Raw genomic sequence first — 14,753 nt, 5'->3', positions numbered from 1 at the left:
TGAGGCGATGTCATGGACGCGTTCATCTGCACCACCTGCGGCACCCAATATGCGCCGACGCCCGATCCGCCGGACGCGTGCGCGATCTGCGACGAGGAACGGCAATTCGTGCCGCCGAGCGGACAGGCCTGGACCACGCTGAAGCGTCTTGAGCGAAGCCATATGCCGACATTCCGGAATGAAGCCGGCCTGATCGGGATCGGCATGACGCCGGCATTTGGCATCAACCAGCGCGCGCTTCTGGTCCCCAGCGGACAAGGCAACGTGTTGTGGGACTGCATCAGCCTGGTCAGCGATGTGATGGTCGATCTGATCAGGGGCGTCGGCGGCCTCAGCGCCATCGCGATCTCGCATCCGCACTACTACACGACGATGGTCGACTGGAGCCGGGCATTTGGCGGCATACCGGTTTATCTTCATGCCGCGGATCGCGAATGGATCATGTGGCCTGATCCCTGCCTCGAACTATGGACCGACGAGACCAAGCAAATCGCCCCGGGCCTGACGCTGCTGCGCACCGGCGGCCATTTCGATGGCGGAACGATCATGCACTGGGCGCAAGGATGCGACGGCCGCGGCGCGCTGCTCTCCGGCGATCTGCTGCAGGTGGTGGCCGACCGCAAGCATCTTGGCTTCATGCGCTCCTATCCCAACTTCATTCCGCTCGGCGCGAGCGCGGTCCGGACCATCGCGGAGCGCGTCATGCCGTTCAAATACGACGCGATTTATGGCGCGTTCTGGAACGCGGTCATTCCGGAAAACGCCGAACATGCCATGGAGGTTTCGGTCGCCCGGCATATCGAATGGCTCGAGCGCGAAGCCCCCTGAGCTGAAATCGCTTTGGCTCGATGGGCTCCCGCGGGCACCCGTCTCACGCATATTTTTGTCGTGACCGGCCGCGATTTGTGACAGAACTACTACAATCCGATGTCGGTTCGGTTACACGCGGAGCGGTCCATGAGTATGGAATGGCGGGTGCGGTCAAGTTCGCTGGGGTGGTCAAATCCGCTGGCCTGGTGGTGGAGTCTGTTGACCCTGGTCAGCGGCGCAAATATCGCGGTCTGGTTCCTGCTGTACCGCCAGCTCCACGAACAACCGACGGGCAGTCTCGGCAGCATGTCCGGCATCGGGCTCATGCTTCTGCTCTGTGCGGCCTACGTTTTTGGCTGCGCATTCAGGTCGGTTCTTCCTCGCGCGGACGTTCAGCGGATTTGCTTGTTCGACACGTGGCTGTCGAGCGTGGTCGTCGGCCGGTCGGTCGCAACCGTGGCCGAGATCTGCTTCGCGGCGCAGTGGGCGATGATCCTGCACCAGCTCGGCACGATGACGGCAGCGGACACCACCCTGAACGCCGCGTGGGTGATCCTGCCGTTGATCCTGATCGCGGAATGCCTCTCATGGCATGCGGTGCTGACCACCAACTATTTGGGCAACGCCATCGAAAACTCGCTTTGGGCTGTTGCCTTTTTCGTCGTCGGGATTGGCCTTTGCCGGCTGCTGCCGGAGTTCGATGGTCCGGTTCGCGTGGTCCTCGCCATCACGATAACGGGGATTGCAGCCTATCTGGCGTTCCTCATGACCGTCGACGTCCCGATGTATCTGGGCCGGTGGCGGGCCGGGCTTGCCGATGGCAGCAAGCTTCTGACACCTCTCGAGGGTCTCCGTGACGTCAGCACGCGTTGGGTCGTGACCCACGACCTTGCCGAGTGGAAGGACGAGATTGTCTGGATGTCGCTTTATTTCAGTGCGGCGGTCTGGGCCAGCCTCGCGCTGTGCGTTTTCTACTCGTTCGACGATCATCTCCCGCGCTATCGCACCGAAGCGACGGTCGCAAGCTGGTCGCCGGACGCGCTGGCAGTCATCGGCCAGCAGCCCCGGTAATGGCGCGCCCCGGCGTTTAGGCGCACGCCGGCTGACCGGAGCCTGTCACCGCGCTGCGCCTTGCGCGGACCCGCCGGGTCTCTATTGTCCGGGCACACCATTGGTAATCATCGTGATCGCCATCGGGACGGCGGGCTCAATGCGGCCATATCTTGCTTATACGCGTGGCGTGTTGGATTATCCCACCCGCGGCTTCTTCCATCCTCAATGGCCAAAGCGTCACCTTCCTCAAACGGTTGAAGTCAGGTAGGCCCATGACTGGCTTCGTAACGCGTTCGGCCATCGCACCAGCCAAAAATCGGTAGCCAGGAGCAGAAGTGCGCCGCTTAGTCCTGATCACGGCCCTGCTTGCAGCCGGCGCGGCCGCTATTCTGGTCGAAACCCGCTGGTGGCAGCCTTCCCCTGCGCAGTCGGCCGCGCGGGGCGGCGAGGTCGCCGTCCCGGTCATGACCGACAAGGCAAGGCGCGCGGATGTGCCGGTTTTCCTGGCGGGTCTCGGGACGGTTCAAGCATTCAACAGCGTGCTCATCAAGCCGAGGGTAGACGGTCAAATCGTCAAGATCCGGTTCGAAGAGGGAAAGGATGTCCATGCCGGAGACATACTGATCGAGATCGACCCGGCGCCGTTTGAAGCGGTGCTGGCGCAGGCAGAAGCCAACAAGCTCAAGGATCAGGCGCAACTCGGCAACGTTCGCCACGATCTGGCCAGGTATACCGATCTCGCGAAGAACGGTGCGGTCACTGCCCAGCAGCTCGACACCACCCGAGCCCTGGCTGCGCAGACCGAGGCAATCGTCAAGGCCGATCAGGCGTTGATCGACACGGCGCAGGTCCAATTGAACTACAGCACCATCCGTTCGCCGATAGACGGCCGTGTCGGGACGCGCCTGGTCGATGCAGGCAACATCGTAAAAGCAAGCGATACGACCGGCATCGTCTCCATCAATCAAATCCACCCCATTTTCGTCAGCTTCGCGCTGCCCGCCGATTCGCTGCCGCAGCTCAGCGCCGCATCGAAGACCGGGGACGTCGTCGTGACGGCGCTCGATCGAGACGGACGGACTCTGGCCACCGGCGTGCTTGCCGTGATCGACAATCAGATCAATCCGGCCACCGGAACGATCAACTATAAGGCCAAATTCGAAAACGGCGACGACGTCTTGTGGCCTGGGCAGTTCGTCAACCTTCGCATCCAGCTTGCGGTCCGCCGCAACGTAATAGCGGTACCGGTGACGGCGGTGCAGCAGGGCCCCGACGGGCCCTATGCCTTCGTGGTCGACGGCGACCGCATCGTGCAGAAGCGGCCCTTGAAGGTCGGCGTACTGAACAAGACCATCGCAATCATCGACGGCGGGTTGCAAGCCGGAGAGCAGATCGTGACCGACGGTCAATATCGAATTCAGGCCGGAAGCAAAGTCGAAGTCGCCGCACAAACGGCACCGCCCGCTGACACCGGTTCTGCAAATTCACCATGAACTTTTCAGCTCCTTTTATCGTACGACCGACAGCCACGACGCTCTTGGTCATCGGCCTGATCCTGCTCGGCCTGGTCGCCTACTTCCTGCTGCCGATCGCCGGAGTGCCGCAAGTCGACATCCCGACTGTCCAGATATCGGCCCAGTTGCCCGGGGCGAATGCAGAGACCATGGCCACATCGGTGGCAGCGCCGCTCGAACGGCAATTGTCGCTGATTTCGGGGGTAACCTCGATGAGCTCCGCGAGCTCGCTCGGGCAGACTTCCATCCAGGTGGAATTCGACCTCAGCCGCAGCCTCGACGGCGCCACACAAGACGTCCAGGCGGCGATCAACGCAGCCGGCGGCCAATTGCCCAAGAACCTGCCCAATCCTCCGACCTATGAAAAAATCAATCCGGCCGACGCGCTCCTGATGTCCATTGCGATTATGTCGCCCGACCTGCCGATCGCGAAGGTCGACGACTATGTCGAAAATTACCTTGCTCCCCAGATATCCCGCATCACCGGCGTCGGATTGGTCGATTTTCACGGCCAACAAAAGCCCGCCGTGCGCGTGCAGGTCGACCCCAGCGTAGCATCGGCCATGGGGTTGAGCCTCGAGGACGTCCGGGCGGCCATCGGCACGGCCACCGTCAATGCTCCGAAGGGCACTCTGGACGGCCAAAGGCAATCCTTGACGCTCGACACGACCGACCAGATTTTCGACGCGTCGGCTTTCAATTCGGTGATCGTCGCCTACCGCAACGGGGCGCCGGTCCGAATCAGCGACCTCGGCAAGGCCGTCAACGGCGTCGAAAACGTTCGTGAGGCCGCATGGCTGAATGGCGAGCGGGCCATCGTCATCGACGTGCACAAGCAGCCCGGCTACAACGTCAACCAAACGGTCCAGTTGGTCAAAGATGCGCTGCCGGGGCTGCAGCGCACCCTGCCGCCTTCGATCGTTGTGCGAATCCTCGGTGACCGCACCCAGACCATCCGAGCGTCGATCGGCGACGTCCAGTTCACGATGGCCGTCAGCATAGGCCTTGTCGTGCTGGTCATGTTCCTGTTCCTGCGCAATTCGCGCGCCACGTTGATCCCAAGCGTCACCATCCCGGTCTCCCTTCTGGCGACTTGCGCGGTGATGTACCTGGTCGGCTACACCATCGACAACGTATCGTTGATGGCGCTCACCATCGCGGTCGGCTTCATCATCGACGACGCCGTCGTGATGGTGGAAAATGTCATTCGCCATATCGAGGCCGGCGAGCGCCCGTTGCAGGCGGCCCTGATCGGATCGCGGGAGATCGGCTTTACCATTCTCTCTATGACATTTTCCCTGATAGCCGTCTTTCTGCCGTTGCTGCTGATGGGCGGACTGATCGGACGGCTGTTCCGCGAATTCGCCGTCACGTTGAGCGTGGCGATCGTCATCTCGGGAATTGTCGCCCTGACGCTGACGCCCATGATGTGCGGCTGGCTGCTGCGGGCGGACGAGAACCACTCGAAACCCGGAACGATCGAGACTTTTCTCGATGCCGCTTTCACGCGATCGCTGGACGCCTACGCGGCCAGTCTCCGCTGGACGCTACGCCACCGGCTGACGATGATAGCCGTGATGGCTGTGACGCTTGCCGCCACCGCATTGCTCTACATTGCCATTCCCAAAGGCTTCTTTCCGCAGCAGGACAACGGCACCATCCAGGGAACCGCAGAAGCCGCCCAGGACATTTCCTACGCGGCCATGGTGGAACGGGTGCATGAACTGGCCAGGGTCGTGATGGCCGATCCGGATGTACAGACGGTTTACTATTGGGTCGGCGCCAATCCCACCGTGAACAGCGCTCGCCTGATGATCGACCTCAAGCCCCTAAGCCAGCGCAAGGCGAGCGCGACCGATGTCGTCAACCGGCTGCGGAAAACGACCGCCCGGGTGCCGGCGATCGCGTTCTTCGCCCAAGCCCGCCAGGACGTGCAGATCGGCGCCCGCGTCAGCAAGACTCAATATCAATACACCCTGCAGGATCCCGACGTTGCCGAGCTCTTCAAATGGGCCCCGATCATGCTGGCGAAGCTCTCGTCACTACCGGAACTGCAGGACGTGACCGGCGATCTGCAGGCGACTGCGCCCCGCATGATGCTCAAGATCGATCGCGACGCCATCGGCCGATTGGGGATTTCACCGCAGGTCATCGACGATACGCTCTACGATGCATTCGGACAGCGGCAGGTCGCGACAATTTTTGGTCAACTCGATCAGCACCGTGTCATCCTTGAAGCCACGCCCAGCTCTCAGGAAGACGCGTCTTCACTCGAGAAGCTTTACGTGCCGTCGGCGACAGGACAGATGGTACCGTTATCCGTGCTGACGAAATCCGAGATCTCGGTCTCCCCACTCACGATCAACCATCAGGATCTGTTCCCTTCGGTAACGTTGTCGTTCAACCTCGCACAAGGACACTCCCTGGGCGAGGCAATCACCGCAATTCAGAATGCGGAACAGACAATCGCAAAGCCTGCTGCGCTCACGGCCCTCTATCAGGGATCGGCCAAGGTTTTCGAAACATCGTTGGCAACCCAGCCTTACCTGATCGCGGCTGCGGTCATCGCCGTCTACATCGTTCTCGGGATTCTCTACGAAAGTTTTATCCATCCCATTACGATTCTTTCGACGCTGCCCTCGGCAGGCGTCGGAGCATTTTTGGCCCTGATCGTTCTCGGCTACGATTTCTCCCTGATCGCGTTAATTGGCGTTATTCTCCTCGTGGGAATTGTGAAGAAGAACGCAATTATGATGATCGACTTTGCCTTGGTCGCGGAGCGAAACCGGCATTTGACACCGGAGCAATCCATCTACGAAGCATGCCTGCTGCGCTTTCGTCCCATCATGATGACGACTATGGCGGCCTTGCTTGGCAGTCTCCCATTGGCTCTCGGATCGGGAGCTGGTTCGGAGTTGCGCCGTCCGCTTGGCATTGCAATCGTCGGCGGCCTTCTGCTGTCACAGTTTCTTACGCTGTTCACGACCCCGATCATCTACATCTATCTGAGCAAGCTCACGCGTCGATCGCACAGTGACCACCAGCCCGGAACCCATTCCAAGGCTGAAGAGCAACATGACCTCGTTCCGAACCGGGCGGCGGAATAGGGCGCTCCGGTCCTCGCCATCGCGATAACAGGATTTCAGCCTACCCGGCGTTCCTCATGACCGTCGACGTCCCGATGTATCTGGGCCGGTGGCGCGCCGGGCTTGCCGATGGCAGCAAGCTTCTGACACCTCTCGAGGGTTTGCAGCCTCTTTTCCCTGATAACGGCGGCCTGAGACTGAAAGACCTGTCGGCGCGTTTCAAAGATGTTTCGCTGCACCGCAAGGACCGCCGCGGCCGATGCCTGCAGTGCAGCAAGCACGTCAGGAATGGCTATCGGGCGAGCCCGGCATTGAATCTCAAATCCGTCACTCCCAAGTCTTTTGGCGAGGCTCAAAAAAGGAGGCCCCGACTTACAAATAACAGGGAGGACAATCATGGCCCGCATAACTCGACGCAAGCTTCTTGCGCTTTCCAGCGGGGGTGCAGTCGCAGCAAAAACCGGCGGAATCGCCGCAATTCTCGCCCTGAGGCAAGCGCCGGCCTACGCACAGGGGACGACGATCCATTGGCTGCGCTGGAACGATTTTGTTCCTGCGTCAGACGAGGTACTGCGCAAAGTGATCGCGCCCGAATGCGAGAAGACGCTTGGCATCAAGCTCAACATCGAGACGATCAACGGCAACGACATCCAGGCACGGACCACCTCGGCGATTCAGTCCGGCACTGGGCCGGACGTGATCTGCGCGCTCAACAACTGGGCGCAGCTCTATCCTGAGAGTGTCGTCGACGTGAGCGACGTGGCCGAGGAGATCGGCAAAGCGCAAGGCGGCTTCTATGAGGAATCACACGTCGTCGCCAATGACGGCGAGAAATGGATCGCAGTGCCGTGGTGCGTGCTCGGCGCACAATTGGCGTACCGGAAATCCTGGTTCGCGGAGATCGGCTACGACGCGCCGAAATTCCCGCAAACCTGGGAGGAATATCGCGAGGCCGGCAAGAAGCTCAAGGCGAAGGGCCGGCCATTGGGTCAAGCGGTCAGCCACAGCTTCGGCGACCCGCCGACTTATGCCTATCCGTATCTTTGGTCATGGGGCGGCAAGGAGATCGAAGCGGACGGCAAGACGGTGGTGCTGAACTCGAAGGAGACGGTCGATTCGGTCGAGTTCGCCGTTGGCTTTTGGAGCGACGCCTATGATGACGGCGGACTCGCCTGGGACGACACCAGCAACAACCGGGCCTTCCTCGCAGGCACGATCAGCAGCACGTTAAACGGCGCGTCGATTTATCTTGAGGCCAAGCGCAAGCCCGACGTCTATCTTACCGAAACCGGCCAGCCCCTTTTTCAGGACATTCTGCACGCGCCGCTGCCGAAGGGCGCAGCCGGCCAGTTCGGCTATCACCTCCCGATGTCGAACATGCTCATGAAGTATGTGAGGGACCCAAAGGCCGGCAAGGAGTTCCTGCGCTGGATCACCTCGAAACAGGTCTATCAGGCGTGGTTCGATTCGCAGCAGGGCTACTCCGTTGGGGCGACCACGATTTGGGAGAAGGACAAGCTCTGGGATAAGGACCCCGTGATGCTGCCCTTCCGGACGGCCGCGCGGGCGGGGCGTTTCCCCGGCTACGCCGGACAGGCCGACCGGCACGCGGCCGAGGTGCTGAGCAAGTACATCATCGTCGACATGACCGCCAAGGCGATACAAGGCACGCCGGCGCAAGACGCTGTGAAATGGGCGCACGAGGAGGTCGCGAAGATCCATCTCGCTTGAAGTCTCTGCCCCGGCGCAGTAGTTTCGTTATCGGCTCGGCGCTGCGGCGCGCAGCCGCAGTGCTTCCGCATTAGGTTCGGGGGTACGCTCGATGGCCGTCGAATCCATCGTCGGTGCAAAGCCCTATGTCACCACGTCGCGGCGCGGGCCGGTCACGCGGGTCCTTGAGAACGAACGCTGGTTCGCCTTCTTTCTCCTGCTGCCGACGGCGGTGCTGCTCGGCCTCTTCATCGCCTATCCCTTCATCAGGGGCGTGCTGCTGGCGGTGACCGACGCGAAGGTTGGCGTGCCCGGAAAATTCGTCGGGCTACAGAATTTCGCGCTGCTGCTGAACGACAGCATCTTCCGGACCGCAGTCTGGAACACCATCCTCTACACGGCGGTGACGACCGTCTTTAAGCTGGCGCTGGGCTTGTGGCTTGCGCTGCTGCTCAACCGCCATTTCAGGGGGAAGGCCATGACCCGCGCCTTCGTCCTGTTGCCCTTCATCATCCCGACCGTGCTCTCGACCTTTGCGTGGAAGTGGATGTTCGATCCGACCTTCAGCGTCATTAACTGGACGCTGTTTCACCTCGGCATCATCCGCACTCGCATCAACTGGCTGGGCGATCCCGTTCTGGCGCTCGTCTCGGTGATGATCGTCAATATCTGGCGCGGCGTGCCGTTCTACGCGATCAGCCTGCTGGCTGGATTGCAGACCATCAGCCCGGAGCTGGCAGAGGCCGCCGCAATCGATGGAGCGCGGCCCTGGCAGCGCTTCCGCTATATTACGTGGCCGCTGTTGCTGCCGGTCACCATGGTCGTTGTGCTGTTCTCGGTGATCCAGACCTTCGCCGATTTCCAGCTCGTCTATATTCTGACCGGCGGCGGACCGGCAAACGCCACGCAGCTCTTCGCCACCTACGCCTATCAGATCGGCGTCGGCACGGGTCTGCTGGGCGAGGGCGCGGCGATATCGCTCGCCATGTTCCCGGTGCTGCTCGTCGTCGTCGTCGTGCAGCTTCTCTATATCCGCCGCGTGGAGACGCTATGATGATCGAGGGTGCGCGCTGGCGGCGCTGGATCTTTTTCAATCTCCCGCTCGTGCTGTTCGTCGTCGGGCTGCTGTTCCCGTTCTATTGGATGATGGTGACGACGGTACGGCCTGACGCCGAGCTTTACCGGCCGTGGATGGCGCCGAACTACACGCCGTTCTGGACGCTCCATCCGACGCTCGACCACATCCGCTACCTGCTGGAGGAGACGCTGTTCAGCAGATGGATGCTGAACACCTTCTTCATCTCCGTGCTTGCAACGGCGATCTCGCTTTTCTGCGGGCTTCTTGCCGGCTACGCGCTGTCCCGGCTCAAATTTCCGTTCGCCGGCAGCCTCGGCACCGGAATCTTCATTACCTATCTTGTGCCGCAAACGCTGCTGTTCATTCCGCTCGCCGATATCATCCGCAACTTCCGCCTCGGCGACACGCCCTGGGCGCTCATTCTCACATATCCCACCTTCCTCATCCCCTTCTGCACCTGGCTGCTGATGGGCTACTTCAAGGCGATCCCGCGCGAGCTCGAGGAATGCGCACGCATCGACGGCGCGACGCGGTGGCAGGCGATGGTCTACATCATTTTCCCGGCCGCGGTGCCGGGTATCCTCTCGGCCGGGATCTTCGCCTTTACCCTGTCGTGGAACGAATTCATTTACGCCCTCGTTTTTTTGTCCTCGCCGGAGCAGAAGACGGTCTCCGTCGGCATTACGTCGGAGCTGGTCCGCGGCGACGTATTCTACTGGGGCTCGCTGATGGCCGGCGCGCTTCTTGGTTCGGTGCCCGTGGCGATCATCTATTCGTTCTTCGTCGAGTACTACGTCGCCGGCATCACCGGGTCCGTCAAGGGGTGAGCAAATACGCCGGAGAGAGCGATGGCACCGGTCATTATACGGAACTTGAACAAGAAGTTTGACGAATTCCATGCCGTCAAGGATCTGAACCTTGAGATTCACGACAAGGAATTCGTGGTTCTTGTCGGCCCCTCGGGCTGTGGCAAAACGACGACTCTGCGGATGGTGGCTGGGCTCGAATCGATCACCTCGGGCGAAATTCTGATCGGCGAGCGGGTCGTCAACGAACTGCCGCCGATGGATCGTGACATCGCGATGGTGTTCCAGAACTATGCCCTTTACCCGCACATGAGCGTCTACGACAACATGGCGTTCGGCCTGAAGATGCGGCGGTTCGATCGCGCCGAGATCGCCAAACGCGTGCAGGTGGCGGCGGAAATCCTCGGCATCCAGGGACACCTGAAACGCAAGCCGCGGCAGCTCTCCGGCGGCCAGCGGCAGCGCGTCGCCTTGGGCCGCGCCATCGTTCGGCATCCACAGGTGTTCCTGTTCGACGAGCCGCTATCGAACCTCGACGCCAAGCTGCGCGTCCAGATGCGCGTGGAAATAAAGAAGATCCACGATCGCCTCGGCACCACCGCAGTCTATGTGACCCACGATCAGGTCGAAGCAATGACGCTCGGAGACCGTGTCGTTGTCATGAAGGATGGTGTCGTTCAGCAGATAGGCGAGCCGCTCGAGCTATACAACGAGCCTGCCAACCGCTTCGTCGCCGGCTTCATCGGCTCCCCAGCCATGAACTTCGCGACGGTCGCACTCGCCGACGGCGAGGGCGCCCTCTGGGCCCACCACGAGGGCATCCGCATCAAGTTGCCGGACGCGGTCGCTCGCCAGCTCCGTCGGCATGTTGGAAAGAAGGTGATACTCGGAATCCGTCCCGAGGACCTTCGCGTGGCGTCCAACAGCGATGCGACGGACCTCAGCTTCGATGTCGTGATCGAGGTCATCGAGAAACTCGGATCGCAGATCCTTCTCGACGTGAAGGCGGGTCCCAACTCGATGGTGGCCGCGGTCGAACCGAGCGTCCAGGCCAAAGTTCATGACCGGCTTCGTCTCGCGCTCAATCCCGACCGATTGCACTTCTTTGACGACGTGTCGCAAGCGGCAATCTGAAGCAGAGTGGCGCTCCCTGGGGGAGACGAAGGGCGCTTTGAAAAATCCTGATAAAACGGCCACAAGCATTTCGTCCCACCGAAGGAGAAGCCGAGCTACTTTAATTGGTGCGGCTGGCGCGATCATTCCAGCGTGAGTTTGCATCATCTGATCGTTGCAAAACACAGCTCCGCGATCTCGCCGCATGTGTTGCGCGAGGTTTGGCCTGCTCGTTTCGCCCTCTCTGAACAGAGGGCGCAGGGAATGCCGGGCGCCCGATGCGCCCGCCGCCGCGCGTGCAGGGGTAGTGGTAGTGAGCACACGCGTTAGTCAGGTCACACCGGAATCACCCGGCATTCCCCACGCAATGGTTTACGGCTTATACCGCGCTCTCCCCGGTGATCGGCTTTCTTGCCACCGTCGTTACGCGGATCGCTCCGCAAACTTGACACCAGCGTCGGGGTGTCAGGACCACACGTCTTCGCCGTCCGCCTCAAGTACCCTCGTCAGGAGCACCATCCGCGTCCACCGCATCCAAGCCCCGCGTCGGTGACGTTGCGCAACGCCCCCTCTGTTGGGACAGGACGGTGGGAATATACAGGTGATTTGCGTCTTCGGAAAAACAGAATATTTTTTCAAAAGGGGCTGGACACGTCGCGGAAGCGGTCGAGCAGTGATTTGCCCGTCGGGCGCGCGTCCAGGCCGATCGAGGCGCGACGGAACGACTTACAGCTACCAACGACTTGGCGCGTGATCCAAATTTCTTTTTTTGTTCAGCCCGCTTTTGCTTCGAGATTCAAAAGCCTGGGCGCGCGAAATCACATCGATGCGAATGAATTGAGCTCTCGCGCATTGCGATTTCGGCTGATCGCGCGATGGGATCCAACGAAAAAGGCTGCAGCCACAGACGACGCAGAGAAGCGACGCAGAGAAACAATGCGAAACAATCCTGCAGTGCGGGCGCGGGATATATGGCGATGCGGTGCGCGTCGCTCCAGCGTCGGCCACGGAACCGTCGGCGGGACCTTGTGGCAAACGGCGGCATCGCGAACTGCCGTGCACGCGAATGTGTTGGCGCGGATTGCAACCATTCGTCGAGACAGAGCTTTTCATCCTGTCATAGCGTTCAAATCCATCATGACAGGAGAGCTACATGCTTCGTCGTAAACTGATTGCTTTCGTGGCCGCGGTCGGCCTCGGTTGCGTGCCGGTGACCGGTGCCCTGGCCGCTGGACATGGAGGCCACGGAGGCGGAGGGCACGCCGGTCATGCCATGGGAGGTCGCGCGATGGGTGGTGGACATGCGATGGCAGGTCGCGCCCGGGGTGGTTACGGCGGACGTCACTTTGCCGGCCGTCGCGGTTACGGTGGCGGCTATGCCTACGGCGGCGGCTATTGCAACGGCTACTATGGATACTACGGCTATAACCGTGGATGCGGCTACAATCCCGCGGCCGCGATCGCCAGTGGTGTGATCGGCGGCGCCTTCGGCTTTGGTGGCTACTAAATCAAAAATGCGAGGGAGCCACGGCAACGCCTTCCGGCTTCCCTCGCGAACTTGATTATCGCAATTGGCGGATAAATTCGAGATTTAGCCGCTTTGAGTCGTTCCGATCTGATGCCACTGACGACCGAGTGGCGAACTTCGTCGTCTCACGCAATTGGTGGCGCCAAGAAAATATAGTCTGGTAGACCATTTACGGTGCAGGAGACTGCTTTGGAGTTGGGCGCCTCGCGACGGGTGTCCGTGGAAGATCCCCGAACTCTGACGAATGATAAATGCGGCCTTCGGGTGTAGTTATCCGAACGTCGTAGCAGCCTCGTTTGATGAATTCTCTGGCCCTTTTCAAAGCTGGTTCAAGCGTCTTACGGGTAACAATGCTGACGCCTCTGATGTCCGTTCCGCTTACGCTGGCGTGCTCGACGCCCTACGCGAGCGCAAGCCCCCATTCTCGCCCGACGACGTTGTTCAGGAGTTCGTTGCGTTGCTGAAATCCTACGGCCTTCGCGAGCGTTAACGAATCGTAAATGCGCTGGACACATGGCCGGAGGCTCCAGTCGAGGTATGCGTTTGCACAGCGGCAGGTAACAATGCAGGCGGTCTTGGCGATCATTCTCAACCCCCTATCAATACCGCAACGTAGCACATCTAGCCTCTTACAACCCTGGATAATTCTGGCAAATGAGGCCAACTAGCGCCGATCAATGCAATTGTGGCACAGGCGAAGCAACTCTTTCCGCACTGGACAACCCTACGCTGAGAAGTAGTGTCGACCCGCTCAGGGTGACGCCGATCGTGTCGAAATGGGAGACGACGTGGCGCTGGCGTCAACTGCCAACCAAATCTCCGTGCGAGAAGGTGCTTGCGAAATTCGACGCCGAATTTGCTCCGATGGCGCATGCGGTCGAGAACGGCGAGTTCGCGCTGCGGGTCGGTTCAGAAATGTCGCGGAGCTCTGCCATAAATGAAGAACTACTGATTTGAGGCAGTGTCGATGTCGACCGAACGGATATTCAACATCTTCGTCTATTTCGTCGAGGGAACGGCGACCGAGTATGGAGTTCGTCATCACCAGTTCGACGGAAGTGATAGCGAGAAGATTGATCTCCTCCTGTCGAAAATTGATCAAGATCACTCGATCGCTCGTCGGTTTCGTCTTTCCCGAAGCTTCACGCCCGAAGAATGGCTTGCGGTCTATCGTTATGGACAGCCCCTCCAATATTTTGAAGAAGCGTTCGTTCACTTTCGGGCCCGTCCAGCGCCAATGTACTGCATCACTCCGATCGTTGATGGTTTGCCGAAGGTAGACAAACAGATTGGGAGCGGGCCTTACCGTGGCGACGCGGTGACCCACCAAGAAGGTTGGGGAAACATGCCCGACTACCTCGTGGAATACACCAGCGAGAAAGGCTTCCGATTCACCGACCTTATCCACGACGACTATTTCAAGGCTATTCGCACGCTCTTCAATGCGAAGCTCTATGTGTCGTGTTCCAAACTGCTGATGTCGTGTGTCGATACGCTCGCTTTTGTGGAGCACGGCGATTCGTCAGGCAATTTCGCGAGATGGGTTACGGCGTATGTTGACCTTGAACCGCTCGGCATCTCGGCGGACGAGTTATGGGAGTTCCGAAATTCGGTTCTGCACATGACTAACCTTTCTTCAAGAAAGGTCATTGCGGGGAAAGTTTCGCCGATTATGCCTTTCGTGGGCGGCGGTGCCTTCACCATGCCGTTGGCGGCATCAAGCGCACCGAAGCCGTTTGATCTTTTTGGTTTAATCATGGCTGTCGGAAATGCGATCGGCAAATGGGGCGATAAATTCAACAGCGATCGCGACAAGCTACTGAAGTTCATCGAGCGATACGACACGACGATTTCGGATAGTCGAGTGGGACGTCTATCGACAGCAAATCCTGATGTGCCCCTCCAGTAGGCGACGACTCTATAGGATCACATGGTCATAATCATGCTCATCCTGTGTTAAGGCCCACGCCATCCCGCTCAGCGCTAACCAGCCACTCTTGCAGGGCATCGCCCGGAGGAGGAACGTGGGACTCAAGCGTTCGAAGAATTGCCGTG

Annotated in this window: 12 protein-coding genes; 11 read left to right on the top strand and 1 reads right to left on the bottom strand. The window is 60.1% G+C overall.

Annotated features, from left to right (window positions below):
• The first annotated feature begins 12 nt into the window (after positions 1-12).
• The 9 genes from B5527_RS04550 to B5527_RS43420 all read left to right on the top strand — a co-directional run bounded on the left by B5527_RS04550 (position 13) and on the right by B5527_RS43420 (position 12,677).
• Positions 13-828 (top strand): MBL fold metallo-hydrolase, encoded by an 816-nt coding sequence (locus tag B5527_RS04550; RefSeq protein WP_079600212.1) that lies wholly within the window; start codon positions 13-15, stop codon positions 826-828.
• Between the two features lie 135 nt (positions 829-963).
• A complete protein-coding gene (locus B5527_RS04545) occupies positions 964-1,881 on the top strand; it encodes a hypothetical protein (RefSeq protein ID WP_079600211.1) in 918 nt (305 codons plus the stop codon).
• A gap of 317 nt (positions 1,882-2,198) precedes the next feature.
• Positions 2,199-3,356 carry an efflux RND transporter periplasmic adaptor subunit gene (locus B5527_RS04540; RefSeq protein WP_079600210.1) on the top strand — a complete coding sequence of 386 codons (1,158 nt, stop codon included), beginning with the start codon at positions 2,199-2,201 and terminating at the stop codon, positions 3,354-3,356.
• Complete coding sequence (locus tag B5527_RS04535) at positions 3,353-6,484, top strand: efflux RND transporter permease subunit (protein ID WP_079600209.1); 3,132 nt, start codon at positions 3,353-3,355, stop codon at positions 6,482-6,484. Before B5527_RS04540 ends, B5527_RS04535 begins: the two co-directional genes overlap by 4 nt.
• A gap of 375 nt (positions 6,485-6,859) precedes the next feature.
• Complete coding sequence (locus B5527_RS04525) at positions 6,860-8,194, top strand: ABC transporter substrate-binding protein (RefSeq protein WP_079600207.1); 1,335 nt, start codon at positions 6,860-6,862, stop codon at positions 8,192-8,194.
• A gap of 91 nt (positions 8,195-8,285) precedes the next feature.
• The gene (locus B5527_RS04520) at positions 8,286-9,227 is read left to right on the top strand and encodes a carbohydrate ABC transporter permease (RefSeq protein ID WP_079600206.1); all 942 of its coding nucleotides are present in this window, start codon (positions 8,286-8,288) and stop codon (positions 9,225-9,227) included.
• The gene (locus B5527_RS04515; protein ID WP_079607064.1) at positions 9,227-10,078 is read left to right on the top strand and encodes a carbohydrate ABC transporter permease; all 852 of its coding nucleotides are present in this window, start codon (positions 9,227-9,229) and stop codon (positions 10,076-10,078) included. Before B5527_RS04520 ends, B5527_RS04515 begins: the two co-directional genes overlap by 1 nt.
• 21 nt (positions 10,079-10,099) lie before the next feature.
• Entirely contained in the window at positions 10,100-11,191 is a 1,092-nt protein-coding gene (locus B5527_RS04510) for an ABC transporter ATP-binding protein (protein WP_079600205.1), read from the top strand.
• A 1,132-nt stretch (positions 11,192-12,323) separates the two neighbouring features.
• Entirely contained in the window at positions 12,324-12,677 is a 354-nt protein-coding gene (locus B5527_RS43420) for a hypothetical protein (protein WP_197689272.1), read from the top strand.
• 421 nt (positions 12,678-13,098) lie between these two features.
• Here the strand turns inward: B5527_RS43420 and B5527_RS43415 are convergent, their stop codons facing one another.
• On the bottom strand, positions 13,099-13,284 hold the full coding sequence (locus B5527_RS43415) for a hypothetical protein (RefSeq protein WP_154072009.1): 186 nt from the start codon (positions 13,282-13,284) through the stop codon (positions 13,099-13,101).
• A 170-nt stretch (positions 13,285-13,454) separates the two neighbouring features.
• Here B5527_RS43415 and B5527_RS04495 point away from each other — a divergent pair, with 170 nt between their 5' ends.
• Together B5527_RS04495 and B5527_RS04490 are read left to right on the top strand one after the other, a co-directional pair.
• Positions 13,455-13,655, top strand: coding sequence for a hypothetical protein (locus B5527_RS04495; RefSeq protein ID WP_079600202.1), 201 nt, complete (start codon positions 13,455-13,457; stop codon positions 13,653-13,655).
• Between the two features lie 10 nt (positions 13,656-13,665).
• Complete coding sequence (locus tag B5527_RS04490) at positions 13,666-14,607, top strand: hypothetical protein (RefSeq protein ID WP_079600201.1); 942 nt, start codon at positions 13,666-13,668, stop codon at positions 14,605-14,607.
• Positions 14,608-14,753 lie beyond the last annotated feature (146 nt).

Source organism: Bradyrhizobium erythrophlei (genome assembly GCF_900129425.1).
Lineage (GTDB): Bacteria > Pseudomonadota > Alphaproteobacteria > Rhizobiales > Xanthobacteraceae > Bradyrhizobium > Bradyrhizobium erythrophlei_C.
The sequence above is the reverse complement of the archived record's forward strand: the minus strand, read 5'-3'. Positions and strand labels throughout refer to the sequence as shown.